At 72.0% G+C, this 19,957-nt stretch carries 18 protein-coding genes; 11 read left to right on the plus strand and 7 right to left on the minus strand.

Annotation, left to right across the window (positions count from 1 at the left end; translation table 11 throughout):
• Positions 1-167: 167 nt before the first annotated feature.
• A complete protein-coding gene (locus tag ACF07V_RS04550) occupies positions 168-1,358 on the plus strand; it encodes a serine/threonine protein kinase (RefSeq protein WP_392151402.1) in 1,191 nt (396 codons plus the stop codon).
• 9 nt (positions 1,359-1,367) lie between these two features.
• The gene (locus ACF07V_RS04555; protein WP_392151403.1) at positions 1,368-2,111 is read left to right on the plus strand and encodes an HAD family hydrolase; all 744 of its coding nucleotides are present in this window, start codon (positions 1,368-1,370) and stop codon (positions 2,109-2,111) included.
• On the opposite strand, the gene ACF07V_RS04560 is transcribed toward ACF07V_RS04555, so the two are convergent.
• Complete coding sequence (locus ACF07V_RS04560; RefSeq protein WP_392151404.1) at positions 2,068-3,543, minus strand: N,N-dimethylformamidase beta subunit family domain-containing protein; 1,476 nt, start codon at positions 3,541-3,543, stop codon at positions 2,068-2,070. The two genes, ACF07V_RS04555 and ACF07V_RS04560, sit on opposite strands and share 44 nt — an antisense overlap.
• Before the next feature lie 171 nt (positions 3,544-3,714).
• Here ACF07V_RS04560 and ACF07V_RS04565 point away from each other — a divergent pair, with 171 nt between their 5' ends.
• Positions 3,715-4,584, plus strand: coding sequence for a class I SAM-dependent methyltransferase (locus ACF07V_RS04565; RefSeq protein ID WP_392151405.1), 870 nt, complete (start codon positions 3,715-3,717; stop codon positions 4,582-4,584).
• Positions 4,584-5,327, plus strand: coding sequence for a GNAT family N-acetyltransferase (locus tag ACF07V_RS04570; RefSeq protein ID WP_392151406.1), 744 nt, complete (start codon positions 4,584-4,586; stop codon positions 5,325-5,327). Before ACF07V_RS04565 ends, ACF07V_RS04570 begins: the two co-directional genes overlap by 1 nt.
• Positions 5,328-5,376: 49 nt before the next feature.
• Here the strand turns inward: ACF07V_RS04570 and ACF07V_RS04575 are convergent, their stop codons facing one another.
• Positions 5,377-6,474, minus strand: coding sequence for a hypothetical protein (locus ACF07V_RS04575; RefSeq protein ID WP_392151407.1), 1,098 nt, complete (start codon positions 6,472-6,474; stop codon positions 5,377-5,379).
• A 314-nt stretch (positions 6,475-6,788) separates the two neighbouring features.
• On the opposite strand from ACF07V_RS04575, the gene ACF07V_RS04580 reads away from it, so the two are divergent.
• Entirely contained in the window at positions 6,789-8,681 is a 1,893-nt protein-coding gene (locus ACF07V_RS04580; protein ID WP_392151408.1) for an SMI1/KNR4 family protein, read from the plus strand.
• Between the two features lie 20 nt (positions 8,682-8,701).
• Here the strand turns inward: ACF07V_RS04580 and ACF07V_RS04585 are convergent, their stop codons facing one another.
• Positions 8,702-9,931: a saccharopine dehydrogenase family protein gene (locus tag ACF07V_RS04585; protein ID WP_392151409.1), complete on the minus strand. Its 1,230-nt coding sequence runs from the start codon at positions 9,929-9,931 to the stop codon at positions 8,702-8,704.
• Positions 9,932-10,058: 127 nt separating this feature from the next.
• On the opposite strand from ACF07V_RS04585, the gene ACF07V_RS04590 reads away from it, so the two are divergent.
• The gene (locus tag ACF07V_RS04590) at positions 10,059-10,778 is read left to right on the plus strand and encodes a TetR/AcrR family transcriptional regulator (RefSeq protein ID WP_392151410.1); all 720 of its coding nucleotides are present in this window, start codon (positions 10,059-10,061) and stop codon (positions 10,776-10,778) included.
• A gap of 58 nt (positions 10,779-10,836) precedes the next feature.
• On the opposite strand, the gene ACF07V_RS04595 is transcribed toward ACF07V_RS04590, so the two are convergent.
• Positions 10,837-13,164, minus strand: a complete 2,328-nt coding sequence (locus tag ACF07V_RS04595) for an LPXTG cell wall anchor domain-containing protein (protein WP_392151411.1) — start codon at positions 13,162-13,164, stop codon at positions 10,837-10,839.
• 206 nt (positions 13,165-13,370) lie between these two features.
• On the opposite strand from ACF07V_RS04595, the gene ACF07V_RS04600 reads away from it, so the two are divergent.
• Together ACF07V_RS04600 and ACF07V_RS04605 are read left to right on the plus strand one after the other, a co-directional pair.
• Positions 13,371-13,940 (plus strand): hypothetical protein, encoded by a 570-nt coding sequence (locus ACF07V_RS04600; protein WP_392151412.1) that lies wholly within the window; start codon positions 13,371-13,373, stop codon positions 13,938-13,940.
• Positions 13,941-14,058: 118 nt separating this feature from the next.
• Complete coding sequence (locus ACF07V_RS04605; protein WP_392151413.1) at positions 14,059-14,499, plus strand: hypothetical protein; 441 nt, start codon at positions 14,059-14,061, stop codon at positions 14,497-14,499.
• Between the two features lie 201 nt (positions 14,500-14,700).
• On the opposite strand, the gene ACF07V_RS04610 is transcribed toward ACF07V_RS04605, so the two are convergent.
• On the minus strand, positions 14,701-14,895 hold the full coding sequence (locus ACF07V_RS04610; protein WP_392151414.1) for a hypothetical protein: 195 nt from the start codon (positions 14,893-14,895) through the stop codon (positions 14,701-14,703).
• Positions 14,896-15,383: 488 nt separating this feature from the next.
• Here ACF07V_RS04610 and ACF07V_RS04615 point away from each other — a divergent pair, with 488 nt between their 5' ends.
• The 3 genes from ACF07V_RS04615 to ACF07V_RS04625 all read left to right on the plus strand — a co-directional run bounded on the left by ACF07V_RS04615 (position 15,384) and on the right by ACF07V_RS04625 (position 18,579).
• Positions 15,384-15,653, plus strand: a complete 270-nt coding sequence (locus tag ACF07V_RS04615; RefSeq protein WP_392151415.1) for a molybdopterin-binding protein — start codon at positions 15,384-15,386, stop codon at positions 15,651-15,653.
• Between the two features lie 87 nt (positions 15,654-15,740).
• A complete protein-coding gene (modA, locus tag ACF07V_RS04620; protein WP_392151416.1) occupies positions 15,741-16,550 on the plus strand; it encodes a molybdate ABC transporter substrate-binding protein in 810 nt (269 codons plus the stop codon).
• Positions 16,551-16,644: 94 nt separating this feature from the next.
• Positions 16,645-18,579 carry an ABC transporter permease gene (locus ACF07V_RS04625; protein WP_392151417.1) on the plus strand — a complete coding sequence of 645 codons (1,935 nt, stop codon included), beginning with the start codon at positions 16,645-16,647 and terminating at the stop codon, positions 18,577-18,579.
• Between the two features lie 37 nt (positions 18,580-18,616).
• Here the strand turns inward: ACF07V_RS04625 and ACF07V_RS04630 are convergent, their stop codons facing one another.
• Together ACF07V_RS04630 and ACF07V_RS04635 are read right to left on the minus strand one after the other, a co-directional pair.
• The gene (locus ACF07V_RS04630; RefSeq protein WP_392151418.1) at positions 18,617-19,363 is read right to left on the minus strand and encodes a hypothetical protein; all 747 of its coding nucleotides are present in this window, start codon (positions 19,361-19,363) and stop codon (positions 18,617-18,619) included.
• A 49-nt stretch (positions 19,364-19,412) separates the two neighbouring features.
• On the minus strand, positions 19,413-19,955 hold the full coding sequence (locus ACF07V_RS04635; RefSeq protein ID WP_392151419.1) for a nuclear transport factor 2 family protein: 543 nt from the start codon (positions 19,953-19,955) through the stop codon (positions 19,413-19,415).
• Between the last annotated feature and the right edge of the window lie 2 nt (positions 19,956-19,957).

Here is a 19,957-nt window from a genome sequence, read left to right on the forward strand (position 1 = left end):
CCGCTGCGCTGCGCCGTTGTCCTCGTGTGCGGCAGCGGCGGGGCCGTGCTCAGGCCACGCTGGCGCGAACGGCACGGTGGGTGACGGAGTGACTCTTGACGGTGACGGCTCGCTGCCCGCAGTTTGTCCCCTGCGGCACTCCACGTCCCCCATCGAAGGGTTTGTACGTGACCGAGCAGAGGACGACCCCCGCACAGGACAGCTCCGCTCACGACCCCACTGGCGCCGCCGAGCGGCCCGTGCGGGTCAACGCGTGGAACGGCTGGGACCCGCTGCGGCATGTGATCGTCGGCCGGGCCGAGGGCACGGTGGTGCAGGCGCCCGAGCACGCGGTGCGCCGGGACTACCCCGACGACGGCTTCCCGCTGGGGGCGTACGGCCCGATGCCGGCGGACATGGTGGCCGAGGCCGACCAGCAGCTCGACGACTTCGCGGACCTGCTGCGGCGGCGCGGCATCCGGGTGGACCGGCCGACGCCGCTCGACTTCACGCAGGAGGTGTCGACGCCGGAGTGGACGCACGAGTCGATGTTCGGCTGCATGCCGCCCCGGGACCTGCTGCTCACCGTCGGCAACGAGGTGCTCGAAGCGACCATGTCGTACCGCAGCCGCTGGTTCGAGTACCTCTGCTACCGGCCGGTGCTGCAGGACCTCTTCGACGCCGACCCCCGGATGCGCTGGGAGGCCGCGCCCAAGCCGAGGCTCACGGACGCCTCGTACAAGACCGGCTTCTGGGACACGTACAACGAGCTGCCGACCGATGTGCAGCTGGCCAGGGTCCGTGACTACGACCTGGTGCTCACCGAGGCGGAGCCGCTGTTCGACGCGGCGGACGTGGCGCGGTTCGGCAAGGACCTGTTCGTGCAGCTGTCGTTCGTGACGAACCGCAGCGGGTACGACTGGCTGCGGCGCCACTTCCCCGACCACCGGGTGCACGCGGTGACCTCGACGAACACCCATCCGCTGCACATCGACGCCACGTGGGTGCCGCTGCGCCCGGGCCTGGTGCTGCACTGCGGGGAGCGGCTCGCGGACGCGGAGCTGATGGAGTTCTTCAAGCTGAACGACTGGGAGATCGTCGAGGCGGTGCAGCCGGCGAGCTGGGACCATCCGCCGAAGCTGTCGTTCTGCAGCCCGTGGCTCGCCGGGAACATGCTGAACCTCGACGAGAACACGCTGTGCGTCGAGGAGAACGAGGTGCGGCTCGCGGAGCAGCTCTCCTCGTACGGCTTCGAGATCGTGCCGGTGCCGTTCCGTGCGGTGGGACCGTTCGGCGGCGGACTGCACTGCGCGACCGTCGACATCGAGCGGGACGGCACCCTGGAGGACTACTTCCCGCGCAGGTACGGCCGGTTCTAGGAGATTCCCGTGGTGGTGCCGCCCGGGATCCGCGCGGTCGTCTTCGACTTCTACGGGACGCTGGTCCGCATGGTGGAGCCGCTGCCGCCGGACCATCGGGGTGTCTTCGCGCGCCGGGGTCTCGCGGCCCAGGGCGAACTCTGGGGCGACCAGTGGTCGGTGGGCCCCGGCGAGGGCGAGGAGCACACGGCGCACTCGGCGGACGAGACGGCGTACGTGACGTGGGAGCGCGAGCGGCTGCGGCGCCGGGCGCGAGCCTGCGGCGTGCCGGAGGAGGCGCTCGACGGTCTGGTGGAGGAGCTCGACCGGGCGATGAAGGCCGTCCGGCTCGCGCTCTTCGCGGACGTTCGGGAGTCGCTCGCCGCGCTGCGCCGGTGCGGGCTGCTCGTCGGGGTGTGCTCCAACTGGTACTGGGACCTGGAGGACCGTGTCGCCGAGGTGGGGCTCGGCGAGACGGTCGACCTGGTGGTGGGCTCGGCGCGGACGGGGGCCCGCAAACCGCATCCGCTGATCTACCGGGCGGTGCTCGAAGGGTGCGCCCTGCCGGCGGAGCGGGTTTTGTTCGTGGGCGACATGTGGGTGCCCGATGTGCTCGGTCCGCTGGCGGCGGGCATGCGGGCGGTCCATCTGTGGCGGCCGGACCGGGCGGTCGACGGGATCGCTCCGCCGCTGCCGGAAGGGGCGGTGCGGATCGCCGGGCTGCGGGAACTCACCGCAGGCGGTGGCGCAGGCGGTCGAGGAGGTTCCGGGTGACACGGACGACGGCCGGGTCCTGTTCGTGGCCGCAGACGACGGGCCAGTCGGTGGTGCCGGCGGTGAAGACGGTGCCGCCGGTGGGTCCCGGTGCGGTGTGGAGGCCCATGGTGGCGGCCCGGGGGCTGGTGATGGCCGGCTCGCGCACGACGCTGTTCCAGTGGCCGTACTTGAAGTGGTGGAAATCCTCGTGCACCGGGTCGAGGACGTGAATTCCGAGGATGAGGAAGTTTTCCGGAGTTCCGTCCTCGCCGGTGGCCCGGGCGATTCCGGATTCGTCGTAGGCGTAGGCGGCGCCGTCGCACTCGTATCCGATGAGGGGGGTTCCCGCGCCGAGCCGGTCGGGGGTTCCTCCGTCGCTTCCGTCGCGTAATCCGGTGCCTTCGTACATCCAGTGGTCGGCGTGCTGCACGGTGTATCCCTCGCGGGGCCGGTCGCCGGGCCATTCGGTGGCCGCCCACATTCCCCCGTTGCGGAAACTGACGCCGGTGAGGGAGTTCTCCGGATTTCCGACGCCGTCGGGTGCGGGTGTCCACCATTGGTCGGTGGCGGGCAGGTGCGGGTATTCCTCGCCCACGTGGTGGTCGGTGTCGGAGACGAACGCGGTGTTCCCGTCGGTGGGGTGAATGCGCCACCAGCAGGTGTTGGCGCTGAGGAACGCGATGTTCCCGCCGTCGCGGACGAACGATTCCGCGTGGTCGCGCATGCGCTCGCTCCAGTATTCGTCGTGCCCGACGCTGAGGAGGAGGTCGTAGGAGGCGAGGAGGGCGGGGTCCTCGTGCAGGTCGAGGTCCGTGGCGTACTCGACGTCGTAGCCGTGGCGCTCCAGCCATCCGATGAAGGGGGCGTCCCAGTAGGCGAGGTCGATCACTCCGCCGGGGCGGTGGAGGCTGACCTTGTGACCTGGGGGTTCGCCGGCGCCGCCGGGGCGGTGGACGGGCTGGTCGTAGAGGCTGACGGCCCGTTCGAGCCCGGGCCGGTCGGAGCGGTTGTAGGCGTGCCGGGTGTAGGTGGACTTCTTGTAGAGGATGCGGGACCGGCTGCCGGGGACACGGGGGCGGACGACGAAGAACTCCCGCGCGTGCCCTTCGAGCCGCGCCAGGTCCAGGAGCGGCGGATCTCCGCCCTCGCCCGCCGGACCGCACTCCACGAATTCGACGAGGTGGATCCCCTGGGTCCACTCTTCGGGTACGGGGAGGGTGAGCGGAGGCCATTTCCAGTCGTCGGCGGGCGAGGCACGTCCGGGTAATCCGTGGGGATGGGAGGGGATCGGGTGCATGCCTCCCTCGAATTCCTCGGATTCCCCGACGAAGGCGAGCGTGTCGCCGAGCCGGTAGAAGCGGAGACGGAATCGTGGGGCGTCGGTGGAGATGTGCAGTGTCATCTCACCACCGAGGGTGACGCTTTCTCTTCCCAGATATCCTTCGATCATGGCGGTCATGGTAGGCAGCCGTGAGCCCGACGGACAACGGCGCCCCCAACCGGCCATTCGGACCCGCTTTTCGGCCACGGCGACGCGAAGTCGCATTCCGGCCCGTTGGGTGGGGTAGTGCGGATTCCGAAAGAGACGACGTGATCTTCGGCAGATCGGTGAGGGGCTCGCATGAGCGGTGAATTCCGCGTACGGGAACTGGTGCTGGGAATCGAGGGGCTCGCGCTGCTGCGCAACGCCGTGGACGGGGACGAGGCCTTCCTCCGGGAGCGGGTGGAGGACATCCGCCGCTTCGCGCTCGCCGAGCCCGGCGAGGGGAAGCTGCCGGACGGCGGTGCCACCGTCAGCGAACTCGACGCGGCGGAGGGGTACGCGGCCTGGTCGGCCGTGTACGACTCGCTTCCCAGTTCGTACATCGAGGTGGAGGAACCGGTCGTCGGGAAGATCCTCGACGGTCTCGCGCCGGGTGTCGCCCTCGACGCGGCCTGCGGGACCGGTCGGCAGACCCGGACGCTGACCGAGCGCGGTCACCGGGTCATCGGCGTGGACCAGTCGCCGCACATGCTGGAGAAGGCCCGGGCGCACTCCCCCGGGGCCGATCTCCGCGTCGGACACCTGGAGCGGCTGCCGCTCGACGACGACTCCGTCGACCTCGCCGTCTGCTCGCTCGCCCTGACCCATCTGCGCGACCTCACCCCGGGTGTCGCGGAGCTGGCGCGTGTGGTGCGGCCGGGCGGACGGATCGTCGTGACGGATCTGCACCCCTTCGTGATCGCCCTCCAGGGGCAGTGCCTCTTCGTCCGCGGCTCCGAGGAGCTCGCTTTCGTCCGCAATCACGTCCATCTGCTGAGCCAGTACCTGGACGCGTTCGGGACGGCGGGGCTTCGGGTCCGCGCCTGCCAAGAGCCGCTGTTCAACGGACGGCTCGCGCCCGGCGGCTACGAGGAGGCCGTCGGAGACGCGGCCCGCGCCGCCTGGGAGGGCCTGCCGATCGTGGTCGTCTGGGACGTCGAGGTCCCCGCCCGGGGGGAGAAGGCCTGATGTCCCTGGTCCTGGTACGGCACTCGGAGCGGCCCGAGCTGTGGGACCGCATCCCGGAGCGGTTCGCCGGCGTGGTGCCCGAGTACAACCTGCACGGCGACATCAACGGCGACTACTGGAACCGGCTGTTCACGGACTTCCCGGAGTACCAGTTCGTCCTGTACGACGACGAGCGCGATGTCGTCGCGGGCGCGGGCCGCTCGCTGCCCCGCACGTGGGACGGCACGCCCGAGGACCTGGGGCCGGGCCTGGACGACTCGATCGCGCGGGCCTTCGCGGACCGCGACGCCGGGCGCGCCCCGGGTGCGCTGTGCGCGCTCGGGATCGAGGTGGCCGAGGACCACCAGGGCCGGGGCCTGTCGAAGGTGCTGCTCGACGCGATGGCGGACACGGCCCGACGCGCCGGGCTCGGGACGGTCCTGGTGCCGGTCCGGCCCACCTGGAAGGACCGGTATCCGCTGGTGCCGATCGAGCGGTACGCGGCATGGACCCGGGACGACGGAAGCCCGTTCGACCCGTGGATCCGGACCCAGGTGGGGGCGGGCGGCACCATCGCGGCGGCGTCCGCCCACTCCTCGCGGATCACCGGGACGGTCGCCGAGTGGGAGGGGTGGACGGGCCTCGCGTTCCCGGAGGACGGGGAGTACGTGTTCCCCGGCGGCCTCGCGCCGCTCCATGTGGACCGCGCGCGGGACCGCGGCGGGTACTGGGAGCCGGGGGTGTGGATCACCCACCGGGTTTAGGTCCTGTCCGGCCCCGATCCGCCGGACAGGCGCTGGAGAACCTCACTCGTCACGGGAGCTGTTCGCCGGCCCGGACCGCGCTCCAGGCCAGGGCCGTCATCGCCCGGACCTCGCCCGGGCCCGCCTCGGGGCGGCGTTCGGGCGGGAGTCCTGCGGGTCCCGCGGTGGCGACTGCGGAGTGCCGCATCCGGTCGAGGGCGTCCGTGGGCACGTCGTCCCCGGCTCCGGGGAGGCGGCGGGCCGCGTGGGCGGCCTGGCGGCCGAGCAGCAGGCAGTGGGTCCACAGTTCCTCGGCGAAGGGCCTGCCGAAGGTGCCGGCCACCCCCGCCGCGAGCCCCTCCGGCAGGTGCGCGTCCCTGGCGGCGCGGACCATCTCCTCCGTGAGGCCCGTCGCCGGCAGGGCCTCGCGCCAGCGGTGGTGGCCTCGCCCCCCGTCGGGGCCGTGTTCCTGTCCGACCAGCCGGATGTAGCCCTCCCCGTACCGCATGTACGGGACCCAGCCCGGCTCCTCCAGGACGCTGCCCCGGTCGAGGAGGGGCGTGGCGTCGGTCGCCGGGGTGGGGCACACGGCGAGACGGATGCCCTGGGCGGCGTGGCCGTTGATGCTGCTGGTGCCGATGTGCTCGACGATGTTCGGTACGGCGAGCAGGCTCATCCGTCCGCGGCCGCGGAAGAAGACGGAGAACAGTTCGTCGTCGTGTCGTTCGTCGCTGTCGCGGGCGAAGGCCCGGAAGGCGGCGGCGGTCGCGGTCGGCAGACAGACGGCGAGCGAGGGCGTGAACTCGTCGGGGACGGCCCGCACCCAGGTCGCGCCGGCGAGGGCGGCGAGGCGGGCCGTGGCGCCGTTGCGGGCATGCCAGTTGGTGTAGAAGACCAGCGCTTCGTCGGGGAACCGGGCGGCTGCCCGGGCGACGATCTCCAGGAGCTCGGCGGGCGCGTCGACGTCGTCCTGGACGACGAGGTGGTGGCCGGCCTCCGGATCCGCGGCCGCCCAGGCGACGAGGGCGGTGCGCAGGGCGGAGGGCGGGCCGTCCGGATCGGGGTCGACGGCCAGGTGGTCGAGCCGGAGTCGGGCGGCCAGCTCCTTCGCCTGGTCGAGGCGTACGGGGTGGGTCATGACGGCCGAACTCAGGTGTGGCCCGCTCACACTGCACTCCGCTCCTCGGCAGGGGTGGTCGCAGGCCATCGTCGCAGAGGGGGCCCCAACGGGACCTGGGCTCAAAGGAGTTTGGCCGGATCAGGGAGCTCGTCGTCCGTGCCGGGGCCACGCTGGTCCCCCGGGCTCGTTGTCCGTGCCGGGGCCACGCTGGTCCCCCGGGCTCGTTGTCCGTGCCGGGGCCACGCTGGCCCCCCAGGCTCGTTGTCAGTGCCGGGGCCACGCTGGTCCCCCGGCTCGTTGTCAGTGCCGGGGCCACGCTGGTCCCCCGGCTCGTTGTCAGTGCCGGATGACACGATCCACCCATGAGCGATGTGTCCTTCGACTGGCATGAGTTCCTGCGGCGTTGGCAGGAGGAGTGGGTTCCGCCCGCCGACGAGGACGAGGACGACGAGGCCGTCGGCCCCCTGGGTGCGCCGGGGGCGGACGAGAGCGCCATCGCGGCGGCCGAGGAGCGTCTTGGTCGACGACTGCCGCCCTCGTACCGGGAGTTCCTGGCCGTGAGCGACGGATGGCATGTGGAGCAGACCGCCGGGGTCTACCAGCTCGGCGGCGCCGCGGAGGTCGACTGGTTCCGCGACCCCTACGACATGACCCCGCTGTACGAGGAGAGTCTGGGCGAGAACCCCCGCGAGGAGGACGTCCTGCTGGCCGGGATGTGGCAGCGGGCGCTGCGGCTGGAGACGGACTCCGACATGTCGCACGCCCTGCTCGACCCGGGCGACAGCGATCAGGACGGCGAGTGGGCCCTCTATGTCTACAAGGGGTGGGGCGGCGAGTTTCCCACCCGGTATCCGTCGTTCCGCGCGTACATGGAGGCCATGTACCGCAGCTTCCACGGCGATCGGGCGGGGAACCCCGACTTCGTGAACGCGACCACGCGCGTGCAGGACGGCCGGGTGGACGCGGCCCGCCTGCTCGCCCTGCGCGGACGGTACGAGGAGGCCCTGCCCCTGCTGGAGGAGGCGCTGTCCTTCGGACGGCCCCGGAGCGCCGTCCTGCTGGACCAGATACGGCATCTGCTCGCTCCGGGCAGCGCCCGGGACCTCGGCCACCTGCTGGTCGCCGACCCGCGGTACCTGCCCGAGCTCCTCCCGGTGCAGGCCATGGCGCCGGCCCGGCACGAGTGGCGGCCGGGCGGGGACGAGCACTGGGTCGGGATGATGACCGCGCGCGGGGTCGACCGGGAGACCGCCGAGACCGTACTGGGCACGATGCGGGACGGCACCTACCGCTACGCGCCGCCCGGTCCGTGGGGCCGGGCCGTCGCGGAGGCCCGGGAGTCCGCCCGCTGGGGGCGGACCGACGCCGCCTGGCGGATCCTGCGGGAGGCCTTGCCGCTGTGGGAGGCGCCGGGACCCCTGCTGATCGCCCCGGTCGGTCTGCTCGCCGATCCTGTCCTGGGGTCGCTGGTCACCCCCGAGCGCGGTCGGGAGATCCTCGGGACGCCGCGGGCCGGAGAGACGGGAGCCGCTCCCGAACCGGTGCCGGATCTCGACCCGCCGGGCCTCGCGTGGCTGACGGAGCCTGCCGGTCATCGGCAGCGGTTCGACGGATACCGCTGCGTGTGGGTCGAGGGGGCCGACCCCGCCGATCTGCCGGCCCTGATCGGTGAGGAGGGCGCCGAGCTGGGCGCGCCCGTGGATCCGCGCGAGGCTTCCCGGCGGGCGCCCGGGCCGCACGAGCGCGAAGGCGTGGAGCTGTGGGAGGACCGGGCCGTCGTCGCCGTCGGCCGCGCCGACGACGCATGGGCCTTCGCCTTCGACGGCTACTCCCACCGCCGTCTGCACGCGTTGTTCGCGTCCCCGGCCGTGGCCGCCTCGTCGGCCGGCCGCGCGGTGGTCGTGTGGTGCGACCCCGGGCGTTCGTCCCCGGTCGACGACCCGGGCACGTTCCACCTGTCGGTGGCCGAACACGGCCGGGAGCTCTACGCCTTCACGGTCCGGGGCACGGACGTCGAGCGGTCCGGCACGATCCCCGAGGAGCTGGACCCGACCCGGCTGTTCCGCCCGGAGGACGGCCCGGCGGAGGGCGAGCGGCGGTTCCTGGAGGCCCTGCACACCGCGCTGGGTCTCTCACTGCCCCGCTTCGCCCTGAGCGAGGGCAGGCTCCGTACCTTCACCACCCGGTCCTGGACCCGGGCGCCGCGCGAAGGCGAGGGTTTCGCCTACCTCAGCTTCGTGCGGCACCGCCCCTGATCCCGGGTGGACGGGCACCGTCAGCCCCGGTTCTCCTCGCGCAGCCCCCACGGAGCGCCGTACGCGCCGAGCAGGTCGAGGAAGGGGCGGGGCGGCAGGGCCTCGGGGCCCAGGACTCCGCGCCCCTTCCAGGTTCCGTCGGCGATCAGCTCAAGCGCGATGACCGGGTTGAGGGCGGTCTGCCAGACCACGGCCTGGGACCCGTACTCGCGCATCGTCCACTCGTTGTCGACGACGTGGTACAGGTACACCTCGCGCGCCGCGCCGTCCTTGGTTCCCTTGACCCATGTACCCGCGCAGGTCTTGCCCTTCATGCGGTCGCCCAGGGTGGCCGGGTCGGGCAGACAGGCGGCGACCACGTCGCGCGGCGAGACCTGGACCGGACCGTCCGCGCCCGGGACGGTGACCTTCGCCGTGGAGTCGAGGCCCAGCTCGTGGAGGGTCTTCAGCTTGGCGATGAAGTCGTCGCCGAGGCCGTACTTGAACGTCACCCGCCGCGCGTCCACCCAGCGGGGCATGAGGAGGACCTCCTCGTGCTCGACGTTCACGCACTCCACCGGGCCGATGCCCTCGGGGAAGTCGAAGACCTCCGGCTCGCTGAAGGGTGCCGTGGTGAACCAGCCGCGGTCCTTCTCGTACACCACGGGCGGGTTGAGGCACTCCTCGATGGTGGTCCAGATGCTGAAGGAGGGGGCGAAGTCGTACCCCTCGACGGTGAGGTTCGCGCCGTCGCGGACGCCGAGTTCCTCGATCTCGTCGAAGAGTTCGTCGGCCGCGTAGCGGGCGAACACGTCCGACAGTCCCGGTTCCACGCCCATGCCGACCAGGGCGAGGCGGTCGGCCTTCTCCCAGGCCTCGGCCAGGGCGAACTGCTCGTCGCCGAGCTTGACGCCGCACTGTTCGTACGGGGCGGTCGGGTGGGGCGCGGACAGGGACATCGCCATGTCGACGTAGTGCGCGCCGGCGGCGAGCGCCGCGTTGAAGAGCGGCATCACGAACCGGGGGTCGGTCGCGTTCAGGAGGACGTCGCAGTTCTCCGCCGCGAGGAGCCGGCGGACCGCTGCCTCGTCGGAGGCGTCCAGGCGGTGGGCGCTGAACCGGTCCTCCTGCTCGCCGAGCGCGGCCACGGCGGCCTCCGCGCGGGCCGGGTCGTAGTCGGCGACGACCATGTGGGTCAGGAAGTCACGGCGGGCCGCGATACGGGTCACGGCGGTTCCGACGCCGCCCGCACCCACGAGAAGTACACGCATGTCACACACCCTTTCGTCGAGTCCGTCCCGGCGGTTGCCCGGGGACGACTCGATGGAACACGAGCCTCACGGTTAAGGTCTACGGCGTTGGCATAAGGGGCGGGAGAAGCGGCGAGGCGGTGGCACGATGCCGAAGAAGGTGGTTCCGGAGGCGGAGCGGCGCAGGCGGCGGCCGACCCGGCAGGGCACGGTGCTGTCGGAGAAGCTGATCGTGCGGACGGCGCTGCGGATGCTGCGCGAGCACGGGAGCGCGGGCCTGACCGCACGCCGGCTCGGCGCCGCGCTGGGCGCCGACCCGAGCACCGTGTACCGGTACTTCGCCGGCCTGGACGGCCTGACCCGGGCCATCGGCGAGGAGCTGATGGGGCGGGCCCTGGACAGCTGGACCGCCACGGGGAACTGGCGTGCCGACCTGCGGGCGCTCGGCCTGGCCGTCCACGCCTCCTACCTCGCCCATCCCGAGGCCGCGCTGCTGACCGCCAGCCGCGTGACCGGCCGCCCCCGGGAGATCGAGGTGGACGAGACGATCCTCGGGATCCTGCGCGGCGCGGGCTTCCGCGACGCGGACGCCGTCGGCGTGTACCACGCCTTCATCGACCTGGCTCTGGCCTTCGCCGCCCTGGACGCGGGCGCGCTGGCCATCAAGGACGAGGTGCGGGAGGCGGACGAGGAGATGTGGACCACCACCTACGCCCGGCTTCCGGCCGAGACCCACCCCCACATCGCGGCCACCGCGCACCTGCTCGCGGAGCGGATGAACCAGAGCGCCTATCCCGTCGTCCTGGACACGCTCCTGGGTCGGGCGGAGGCGCAGCTGGCCGCGACGGCGCGAGCTGCCCGTACGTGACAGGGGCCCTTCCCCGTGTACGGGAAGGGCCCCTCCTGCTGTGCCGGTGCCGTGCCGGTCAGCTCCCGGTGTTCGCCCGGCGGCGCCACCAGACGAGTGCGCCGCCCGCGGCGATCGCGGCGGCGGCGATCCCGACGATCAGGCCGACGGGGGCACTGCTGCCGGTGTCGGCGAGGTCGCCGTCGGGGTCCGTCGGGCCGGGCGGGGTGGTGGCCCCGGGGTCCTGCGGGGACTGGCTGCCCGTCGGGGACGCGGTGGGCGTGGCCGTGCCGGTCGGGCCCGGGGTCGGCGTTCCGGTGCCGGTCGGCGTGGGGGTGGGGGTGGGCGTGCCGGATTCGGAGTGTCCGGCGCTGTTGCCGCCGAACATCAGGTAGCCCTGCTTGTTCGGGTCGTCCGCGATCGTGTCGACCGCGAAGCCGACGGTGCGGGGCTTGTAGCGCTGCTCGGTGCGGAAGCGCGCGGGGTTCATGTTGCGCTTGGGCTGCTTGGAGAAGTCGACCCCGCCCACGGTGTAGACGTAGACGTCCTCGCCGTTGGACCACTTGTATTTGAAGGTGCCTTCGGTGAAGGCCTTGTAGTAGCGGTCCCAGACCTGCTTGCCGGTCCAGTTCTGGTGCGGGGCGCGCAGCGGCCAGCGCCTCACGTCGTTGCTGTTGATGATCCTGCGGTACTCGGCTGGCATGTCGGCCGCGTTCTGGCGTACCCATTCGGCGGCGACGCGGGCCGTGTAGACGCGGCGCAGGTCGGCGTAGTAGTCGCCGTTGTTGACCTTCTCGGCGACCAGGGGCGTGATGTAGCGGTCGAGGACGCGGTCGGACTGCTGGGTCTCCGCCTCGGTGAGGTCGCAGCCCTTTCCGCCGGGCGGCTGCGTGTGGGTCTCCTGCGGCACCGTGGACAGCTTGAGCGGGGTGTCGAGGATGTGGATGCCGCCGTCCTGCTCGCGCACGACCGCGGTCTCCGGCTCGATCCAGTAGCGGAAGCCGGCCCAGCAGGGGAAGCCGTTGCGCTTCGGCAGGGCGTTCATGAAGTCGCGGCCGGCTTCGGTCTCCGGGTCCATGGCCCTGAAGATGTCGTGCTTCAGTTCCAGGTCGGCTTCCAGGAGCACCCGGCCGGCGTCGGTCCTGCCGAACTTCTCGTCGATGATGCGGTTCGGCTCGTCCGGGTTGAGGTTCACCCAGAACGTGGACGGGTCGAGGGCGAGCCAGGTGAAGAAGGAGTCGGAGATCAGGTTGCCCTTCTCCTGGCCGCCCCACCCGGCCGCGTACTCGTCCTCCACCGACTTGGCGGAGAAGGCGTAGTCGAGTCCCTTGCCGCTCTTGCCCTTGCCGATGTACCGCAGGTCGAGGGTGGTGAAGTCGATGCCTCCGAGGCCGCGGTTCATGAGGGACCGCTGTCCGGTCTTGCCCAGCCGGTCGAGTTGTTCCTTGAGGGTCTGCGGGTTCGGCGGGGACTGGTTGACGACCTGGTTGCCGGAGCCGCGGGACCCGGTCGACGTGCCGTTGCCCGGCGACATCGTCGTGCCGTTCGCGCGGTACGGGCCGTTCTCGGTGCCCTTGGGGGGCAGGCCCTTGTGGTGGGACTGGTAGTCGTAGGTACGGACCCGGTCACGGCCGAGGGCGTCCTTGCCCGCGGTGTCCTTCAACTCCTTCATGAAGTTCTTGGCATCGCGGGTCTGGTTCTCCGCGAAGACGTAGGTGTACTTGTACGAGCGCCAGCCCTGGTTCTTGGCCCAGGCGCGGTCCGCGGGCTTCTCGCGGCCGTCGGGGCTGCCGTTGGACTTGGCCTCCACGATCTCCCGGGTGCGCTTGTTGTACGCGTCGAGCCGGCGTTTGTAGCGCTCGCCGGTTTCGGGGTCCTTGAACCAGAACTCCTTCTCGCAGATCCAGTCCGGGCCGGTCAGCCCCATCTCGCGCACGACCTTGCCCATGAAGGCCTTGCCGCGGGCGTCGTAGCCCTGGTTCGGGATGTAGACCTTCGACAGGTAGTCGCCGAAGCTCTTCCACCGCTTCTGCGCGTTGAACCGGGCGTAGATGCGCCTCGGGTCGCTGTGGTCGTACTTCTTGTAGTCGGTACCCGCGGCGTCGAGTTCGGCCTGGGTCGGCGCGAGGCCGTCGAACTGGAGACCGGGGTTGGTGTACTCGTACGTGTCCCAGCGGTCCACCGCGCGTGAGGCGTCCCCCATGGGCAGACCGCCGGTGGGTACGTCCTTCACCCCGTACATCTCGTCGCACCGCTTGCCGGGCTTCAGCGGCGGCGGCGCCGCTTCGGCGACGCCGCCGACTCCGGTGACGGGTTGGCCGGTGACGGTGATGACGGTGGCGCAGGCGAGCGCGAGCAGGCTGTTCCTGAGCGCACGCCAGCGGCTGGCTATTCGTACTGGCTTCACAGTGCTTTTCCCCCGGGAGCCCCCACGGGTCAGAGTGCGGCCGTGTGGCGCCAGGGCCCCCGATGCTCATGTGGGCGCCGCACGAGCGGTCCGATCCTAGGGCGTCGGTTTGCCGCAGCAACGTCGTTTCGGTGGCGTGGAGTGTGTTAACTCCGTGCAGATTCGCGACACTTACGGTCACACAGGGGGAGCTAGGGTTAGCTGCTGTGAGCAATGAAATCTGGGACGACGAGGACGGCGACGAGGGCGGGGACGAGTACGTCGTCGCCGAGCGCATCGACAAGGAGCACGCCGACAATCCCCGCCTTGCGGCGTGGCTGCGCGAGCAGGAGGACGGCTTCGCGGACTGGAGCCGTGACCACGGCGGCGGATGGGACTTCGGCGAGCGCTCGCTCGACCGGATGGAAGCCCTCGTCCGTGAACACCTCACGTCCGTGGACGACCTGTTCGCCCAGGAGCACACTCCCCTGGTGCAGGTCGCCTGCTGGTACGTGGGGGAGGTCCACAACCGCACGCGGGGCACCGAGTGGCGCATGGACCCGGACCCCGCCGACGGTCACCCCTGGTCCAGGCGCCCCTATGTGATCGCGCCCTTCACGCGCCTGCACGAGTACCGGGACCCGGAGGGCATCGACTACGACGCCCGCCCCCGGCACCACCCGCTGAGCAGCTTCCTCACCCTCCTCCGCGAGGGCCCCGCCGCGGGCTCGGGCTCCCTGCGGGGCGAACTGGACGATTACGAGCCCGGGGGCGACGACCGGGACGAGGAAGGCTGAGGGCCCGCGCCCGACTGTTGGAGATCCGTTGGCGAGCCGTTGGCGGCTGTTCCTAGGGTCGCGGCCATGCGCGGGACCGGCCCGCGCACACCACGGGGCGGGACTCCAGGAGGACCTGATGAAGCGTCGAGCAGCCATGACGGCACTTGCAGTGAGCACGATGGTGGCCGGGGTGCTGGTCGGAGGCGCCGGCAGCGCTTCGGCGGCGCACTCGTACTCCGACCGCCTCGTCCGGGGCGAGTCGCTCGGGCCCGGCGAGTACATCACGCGCTGGATCAACGACTACTCGTTCTACCAGCTGGTCATGCAGAAGGACGGCAACCTGGTGGAGTACAAGGGGGACGTGATCGGCGACCGGCAGGTCTGCTGGGCGGCGAACACCCAGTACTCCGGCTACTACGCCGTCTACCAGAACGACGGGAACTTCGTCGTCTACCCCCAGTGGAGCACGCGGGCGGTGTGGAGCAGCAACAGCCAGTGGGGCGGTGGGTCCACCGTCGACATCAACTCCAGTGGTGTCGTGTACGTCGGTACGAAGCCGATCACCGGATCCTGCTGACGCGAGCGTCCGAGCCGCCGGGGCGCCGGCGGCTCGGTGCGCCGCGTGCCGTCGTGCAGGGACGGCCGGGATGCGGTAGCGGACGGTGTTCACGCGCAGGTGCGGGCCTCCGGTCCTGGCCCCGGAGCAGTTGTGCGCCAGGAAGACCTCCGGGGTGTCCAGGAGGCTCGCGTTCGAGCCCTTGCCGGCGCGCAGCAGCGGTCACACCTCTCGGAGCCGTGCCGACACGCCCTCGCCCGGGTCCGGCTCGCGGTCCGGCACGGCGACGGCCTCCCCCTCCGGGCGTCCGGCGGCGGCGAAGGCGACGGTCCGCCGGGGCCGCAGCGCCCCCGTGAGGGCCACGGCCGCGTCGCCCCGGTCCTCCGCGTCGCCCGAGGTCGCGACCGCGACCGCCACGGTGTACGCGGTGGCGGCGAGCCCACAGGCGCGCAGGGCCTCCTCCAGGCCGTTCGGCTCCCCAGTACGCCGCGCTCGACCGGGTCACCTGCTCCTCGTGAGCCTGCCTGCGGGGTGCGGCCCGCCGGTCCTGGAGGCGCCGGTGGCGGCCGACCAGTTCTCCGATCTCGTGCGGGATCCGGGGCGGCACCTGGCCGTCGTCGGGCAGGTACAGGTACCAGGCGTCGAAGACGGTGACGTCAGCCTCGATCCGCACGCTCGCGCCGTCCCTGCCCCGCAGCGCCTCCACCGCGCGCGGTGGTGGTCGATCGGCGAAACACCTCTCCGATGTTCACCGGGGAAGCACTCTGCCGTGTGCAGGATCCCTACGAGCCGCAGGCGGGCGCCGCGCTCCCCCTCGTACCTTCCTCCAGGCCCACTCGCATTCGCGATGGAGGGTCGCACGGAGTTGTTGCAGATGAGAGCCTGAGCGCCCTACGGTGTCGCACATGCAGTCCTACACGATCGGGCAGGCCCCACGGTTGATCGCCCGGAGCGGTGACGACGACGCGTCCTCCACCTCGGCGCGCAACGCCTTCCCGGGCATCGTGACCGGGATCGATCCCGGGGACATCGCGGCCCAGGTCACCATCCAGGCCGGACCGCAGCGCATGGGCTCCCTCCTCACCGGTGAGGCCGTGGAGGAGCTGGGACCGGAAGTCGGCATGCAGGCCACCGCCCGCGTGAAATCGACCAGCGTGCACGTCGACCGCACCTGACCACCCCTCACGCAGTACCGCAGCACCATCGGCGCAGCCGCCCTCACACCGCACTTTCCGTTCGTCCCCATAGGAGTTCAGACCCTCATGCCCGTCACCGTCACCCCCGCCGGACGCCGTGCGGCCGCCGCCGTCCTCACCGCCGCCCTGCTCGTCCCGCTCGCGGCCTGTTCGAGCGACGACACGAAGAAGGACACCGGCAGGGCCACCGGCTCCGGGAGCACCGCGAGCGGGGCGAACCTGACGGTCCTCGCGGCCGCCTCCCTCACCGACGTCTTCAAGACGGCCGGCGCCGCCTACGAGCAGTCCCACCCGGGTACGAAGCTCACCTTCTCCTTCGCCGGCTCTCAGGAGCTCGTCGCCCAGGTCTCCCAGGGCTCCCCCGCCGACGTCCTGGTCACCGCCGACACCAAGAGCATGGACAAGGTGAAGGCCGAGACCGGCACCCCGACGGTCATCGCGAAGAACCGGCTCGTCATCGCCACCGGCAAGGGCAACCCCTTCAAGGTCGACGAGCTCAAGGACCTCGCGGACACCAAGCTCAAGGTGGTCCTCGCCGCGCCCGAGGTGCCGGCCGGCAAGTACAGCAAGAAGGTCCTCGACGCCCAGAAGATCACCGTGAAGCCGGTCTCCCAGGAGCCGAACGTGCGCGCGGTGCTCAGCAAGGTCGAACTCGGCGAGGCCGACGCCGGTCTCGTCTACAAGACGGACGCCGAGAGCGCCAAGGACAAGGTCGACGCCGTCGAGATCCCGGACGCGCAGAACGCGATCGCGCAGTACCCGGCCGCCGCGCTGAAGGACTCGAAGAACGCCGAGGCCGCCGCCGCGTTCGTCGCCTGGCTTTCCTCGCCCGAGGGGCAGAAGATCCTTCAGGACGCCGGCTTCCAGAAGCCGTAGCGGATCCGGGATCGTCCGGATCGCGAGGGGCTGTCCGTGCCGGGGGAACGGACAGCCCCTCGTCCTCATGTCGTCATCTCTGCGGGGTCACTCGATGAAACACTCAGGCGCGCGTAGGTCCGGTACCCGTCCGCCGCTGACGCTGGCCGTGCCCGCGCTGCTCGCCGTGGCGTTCCTGACGCTGCCCCTGATCGGGATCCTCGTACGGACCGAGTGGAGCGAGCTCGCCGGACATCTGAGCGCGTCGGGCACGGTCACCGCGCTGAAGCTCTCGTTGCTCGTCTCCTTCTGGGCGCTCGGGCTCTCGCTGCTGCTCGGGGTGCCGCTCGCGTGGCTGCTCGCCCGGGTACGTTTCCCCGGCAAGGCGCTCGTCCGCTCGCTCGTGCTGCTGCCGATGGTCCTGCCGCCCACCGTCGGCGGCGTCGCGCTGCTCCTCGCCTTCGGGCGGCGCGGCCTGCTCGGGCCGTGGCTGGAGTCGGCCTTCGGGATCACCCTCCCGTTCCACACCTCGGGCGCCGTCCTCGCGGCCACCTTCGTCGCCATGCCGTTCCTGGTCATCAGCCTGGAGGGCGCGCTCGGCGGACTGCGGCCGCGGTACGAGGAGACGGCGGCCTCCCTCGGCGCCTCACCCGTCCGCGTCTTCTTCACCGTCACGCTGCCCATGGTGGCTCCGGGCGTCGTCGCCGGCGCCGCCCTCACCTGGGCACGGGCCCTGGGCGAGTTCGGCGCGACCATCACCTTCGCCGGCAATCTGCCCGGCACCACCCAGACGCTCCCCCTCCAGGTCTATCTGCTGCTCCAGGACGAACCGGAGGCGGCCACCTCCGTCTCGCTGCTCCTGCTCGCCATCGCGATGGGTGTACTCGTCGCCCTGCGCGGACGGTGGACCGGCACCCCGGTCGACCGCAAGGCCCGGCCCGCCCCCGAGCCCGTGGAGGATCCGGAACCGGGGACCTCCGCCGCCGACTCCGCCGAGGCGGAGCAGTCCGGGGAACGCTGGGCCCTGCACGCCGAGGCCACCGGCTTCACGCGCCTCACCCTCGACGCCGAACCGGGCACCACCATCGCCGTCGTCGGCCCGAACGGTGCCGGCAAGACCACCCTGCTCCGGGCCCTCCTCGGCCTCACCCCCCGGGCCCACGCGGAGCTGACCCTCGGCGGCACCGACGTCACCGCTCTCCCGCCGCACCGGCGGCGGGTCGCCTGGGTGCCGCAGGACGGCGCCCTCTTCCCGCACATGACGGCCCTCGCCAACACCGCCTACGGTCTACGCGCCCAGGGCGTCCCCCGCACGGAGGCCCGGCGCGCGGCCCGGCACTGGCTCGACCGGCTCGGCGTCGGCCACCTCGCCCACCGCCGCCCCGGCCAGCTCTCCGGCGGCCAGGCGCAGCGGGTCGCCCTGGCCCGGGCGCTCGCCGCCCGCCCCCGGCTCCTCGTCCTCGACGAGCCGCTCGCCGCCCTCGACCAGACCACCCGCGGCCACGTACGCCACACCCTGCGCACGCACCTCGCGGGCTTCGGCGGCGTCTGTCTCATCGTCACCCATGATCCCGTCGAGGCCGTGTCCCTCGCCGATCGCGTCCTCGTCCTCGACGAGGGCCGGGCGCTCCAGGACGACAGCCCCGCCGAGGTCACGCGGCATCCCCGCTCCCCCTGGGTCGCCCGTATGCTCGGCCGCAACGCCTGGCCCGGCACCGCCATCGCCGAAGGGCTCGCCCTGGAGGAGGGCGGTGTCCTGGTCGCGGCCGACCCACCGGCGGTCGGCACTGCGGCGCTGGCGATCGTGGCGCCCGAGGCGGTCTCCGTCCACCGCGAGAAGCCCGCCGGCAGCCCCCGTAACGTCTGGCCCGGCACCGTACGCGAGATCACCGCGAGCGGCAGCCGGCTGCGGGTCCTCGTCACCTCCGACGGCGTCCCCGACCTCGTCGCCGAGATCACCCCGCAGGCCGCCGCCGAACTCGGACTCGCCGACGGGGTGCCCGTCTGGACCAGCGTCAAGGCGACCGAGACGACGGTCGTACCGCTCTGAACGGCCCGAGAGCCGCTGCTTCTCCCGTGCGGGCGGGTCAGCGGCCGAAGGTGTCGATGTTCTCGACGAGCCAGCGGCCGTCGCGGCGCACGACGTCCACGGCGAACATGGCACCCGCGTAGACGCCTTGGTCCTGGGCCTTCGGCTTCTGCTTCCCTCCGCCGGTCCTGACGGTTCCCGCCGTGCTCACGCTGCTCTGGTCTGCGTAGACCAGGACCCGGGCACGGTCGCCGTCGATCCGCTCGACCGCGCTGTCGGTGACCGTCGTGGTGATCACGGTCTTCTGCTGGGCCGCCTGGGCGAGCACCCCGCCGAAGAGCGTCCGGTGCTGGGCCACGGCCTTGCCGGTGAGGAGGGTCTTCCCGGCCCGTTCGAAGGGACCCGTGTCGGCGTGGTCGTACGAGAAGAGCGCGGCGACGGCCGCGGCGGTCTGCCCCTTGATCTCGCTGGTCCGGGCGAGGTCGGTGAGGGCCGTGTTGCCGCGCGCGGGGTCGGCCCGCAGTTCCCCGGTCCTGCTGTGCGCCCAACCGGCGAAGCCTCCGAGGAGGAGGGTCAGGACGCAGAGGACCACCAGGGGGGCGAGGGGACGGGCGCGTCTCCCGTCCGCCGCTTCCGGGTTTGCCTTGGGCTTGGGTTTGGGTCCGGACTTCGGCGCGGGTCGGGGCTCGGGCTCGGGCTCCGGCAGGAGGGCGACCGCCGAGCGGGGCCGGGACGCGGGGGCCGACTGGTCGGCGAGGGCCTGGCGGCGGCGCTGGCGGTTGAGGTGGTGGCGGGGCGTTGGCATCGTGCGGGTCCTTTCGGTGCTTGCGGCTGACACGTACGGGACGGTCCGGTCAACCGGTCGTCGTGCCGCCCACGGGGGCCTGCCCCAGAGCACTGAGCTTCCACTGGCCGTCGGTGCGGGTGAGCTCGCCCAGCATGCGGCTGTCCTTCTCGGTGCTCTTGCTGTCGGGCGTCGTGACGGTGATGCGCAGCGCGACGAGCAGCCGTGCCCGGCCCGCCCTGTCGTCGAGTTCGGTGACGGCGCCGGACAGCACCCGGGCCGTGGTCACCGTCTTCGCCGACTTCACCTGCGTGGTGAACTCCGCCCGCCCGTCGACCAGTTGCTGGTGAAGCTCGCCGGCCGTCGAGGTCTCCCAGAGGTCGAGGCCCTGGTCCACCCGCCGGTGGTCGAGGGTGTTGAGGTTCTGCACGGCCTGCTCCCCCGCCGCGAGCGCCCGGTCGCGCTGCACGGCGTACGCGGCCGAGTCGTCGTGGGCCGCGGCGTACCAGCTCCGGCCCTCCCAGGCCGCGAAGCCGCCCGCGACCAGCGTGAGCACGAGGGCCGCGGCCAGGGCCGGCCGGTTTCCCGCCGAGCCGCGGACCTGGCGTGTCATGG

The sequence above is a fragment of the Streptomyces sp. NPDC015661 genome, from assembly GCF_043077765.1.
Taxonomy (GTDB): domain Bacteria; phylum Actinomycetota; class Actinomycetes; order Streptomycetales; family Streptomycetaceae; genus Streptomyces.

Coding starts and splice junctions, on each gene's coding strand:
- ACF07V_RS04560 (WP_392151404.1), bottom strand. CDS start 3,543: ATGATCGAAGGATATCTGGGAAGAGAAAGCGTCACCCTCGGTGGTGAG.
- ACF07V_RS04565 (WP_392151405.1), top strand. CDS start 3,715: ATGAGCGGTGAATTCCGCGTACGGGAACTGGTGCTGGGAATCGAGGGG.
- ACF07V_RS04570 (WP_392151406.1), top strand. CDS start 4,584: ATGTCCCTGGTCCTGGTACGGCACTCGGAGCGGCCCGAGCTGTGGGAC.
- ACF07V_RS04580 (WP_392151408.1), top strand. CDS start 6,789: ATGAGCGATGTGTCCTTCGACTGGCATGAGTTCCTGCGGCGTTGGCAG.
- ACF07V_RS04585 (WP_392151409.1), bottom strand. CDS start 9,931: ATGCGTGTACTTCTCGTGGGTGCGGGCGGCGTCGGAACCGCCGTGACC.
- ACF07V_RS04590 (WP_392151410.1), top strand. CDS start 10,059: ATGCCGAAGAAGGTGGTTCCGGAGGCGGAGCGGCGCAGGCGGCGGCCG.
- ACF07V_RS04605 (WP_392151413.1), top strand. CDS start 14,059: ATGAAGCGTCGAGCAGCCATGACGGCACTTGCAGTGAGCACGATGGTG.
- ACF07V_RS04615 (WP_392151415.1), top strand. CDS start 15,384: ATGCAGTCCTACACGATCGGGCAGGCCCCACGGTTGATCGCCCGGAGC.
- modA (WP_392151416.1), top strand. CDS start 15,741: ATGCCCGTCACCGTCACCCCCGCCGGACGCCGTGCGGCCGCCGCCGTC.
- ACF07V_RS04625 (WP_392151417.1), top strand. CDS start 16,645: ATGAAACACTCAGGCGCGCGTAGGTCCGGTACCCGTCCGCCGCTGACG.
- ACF07V_RS04630 (WP_392151418.1), bottom strand. CDS start 19,363: ATGCCAACGCCCCGCCACCACCTCAACCGCCAGCGCCGCCGCCAGGCC.
- ACF07V_RS04635 (WP_392151419.1), bottom strand. CDS start 19,955: ATGACACGCCAGGTCCGCGGCTCGGCGGGAAACCGGCCGGCCCTGGCC.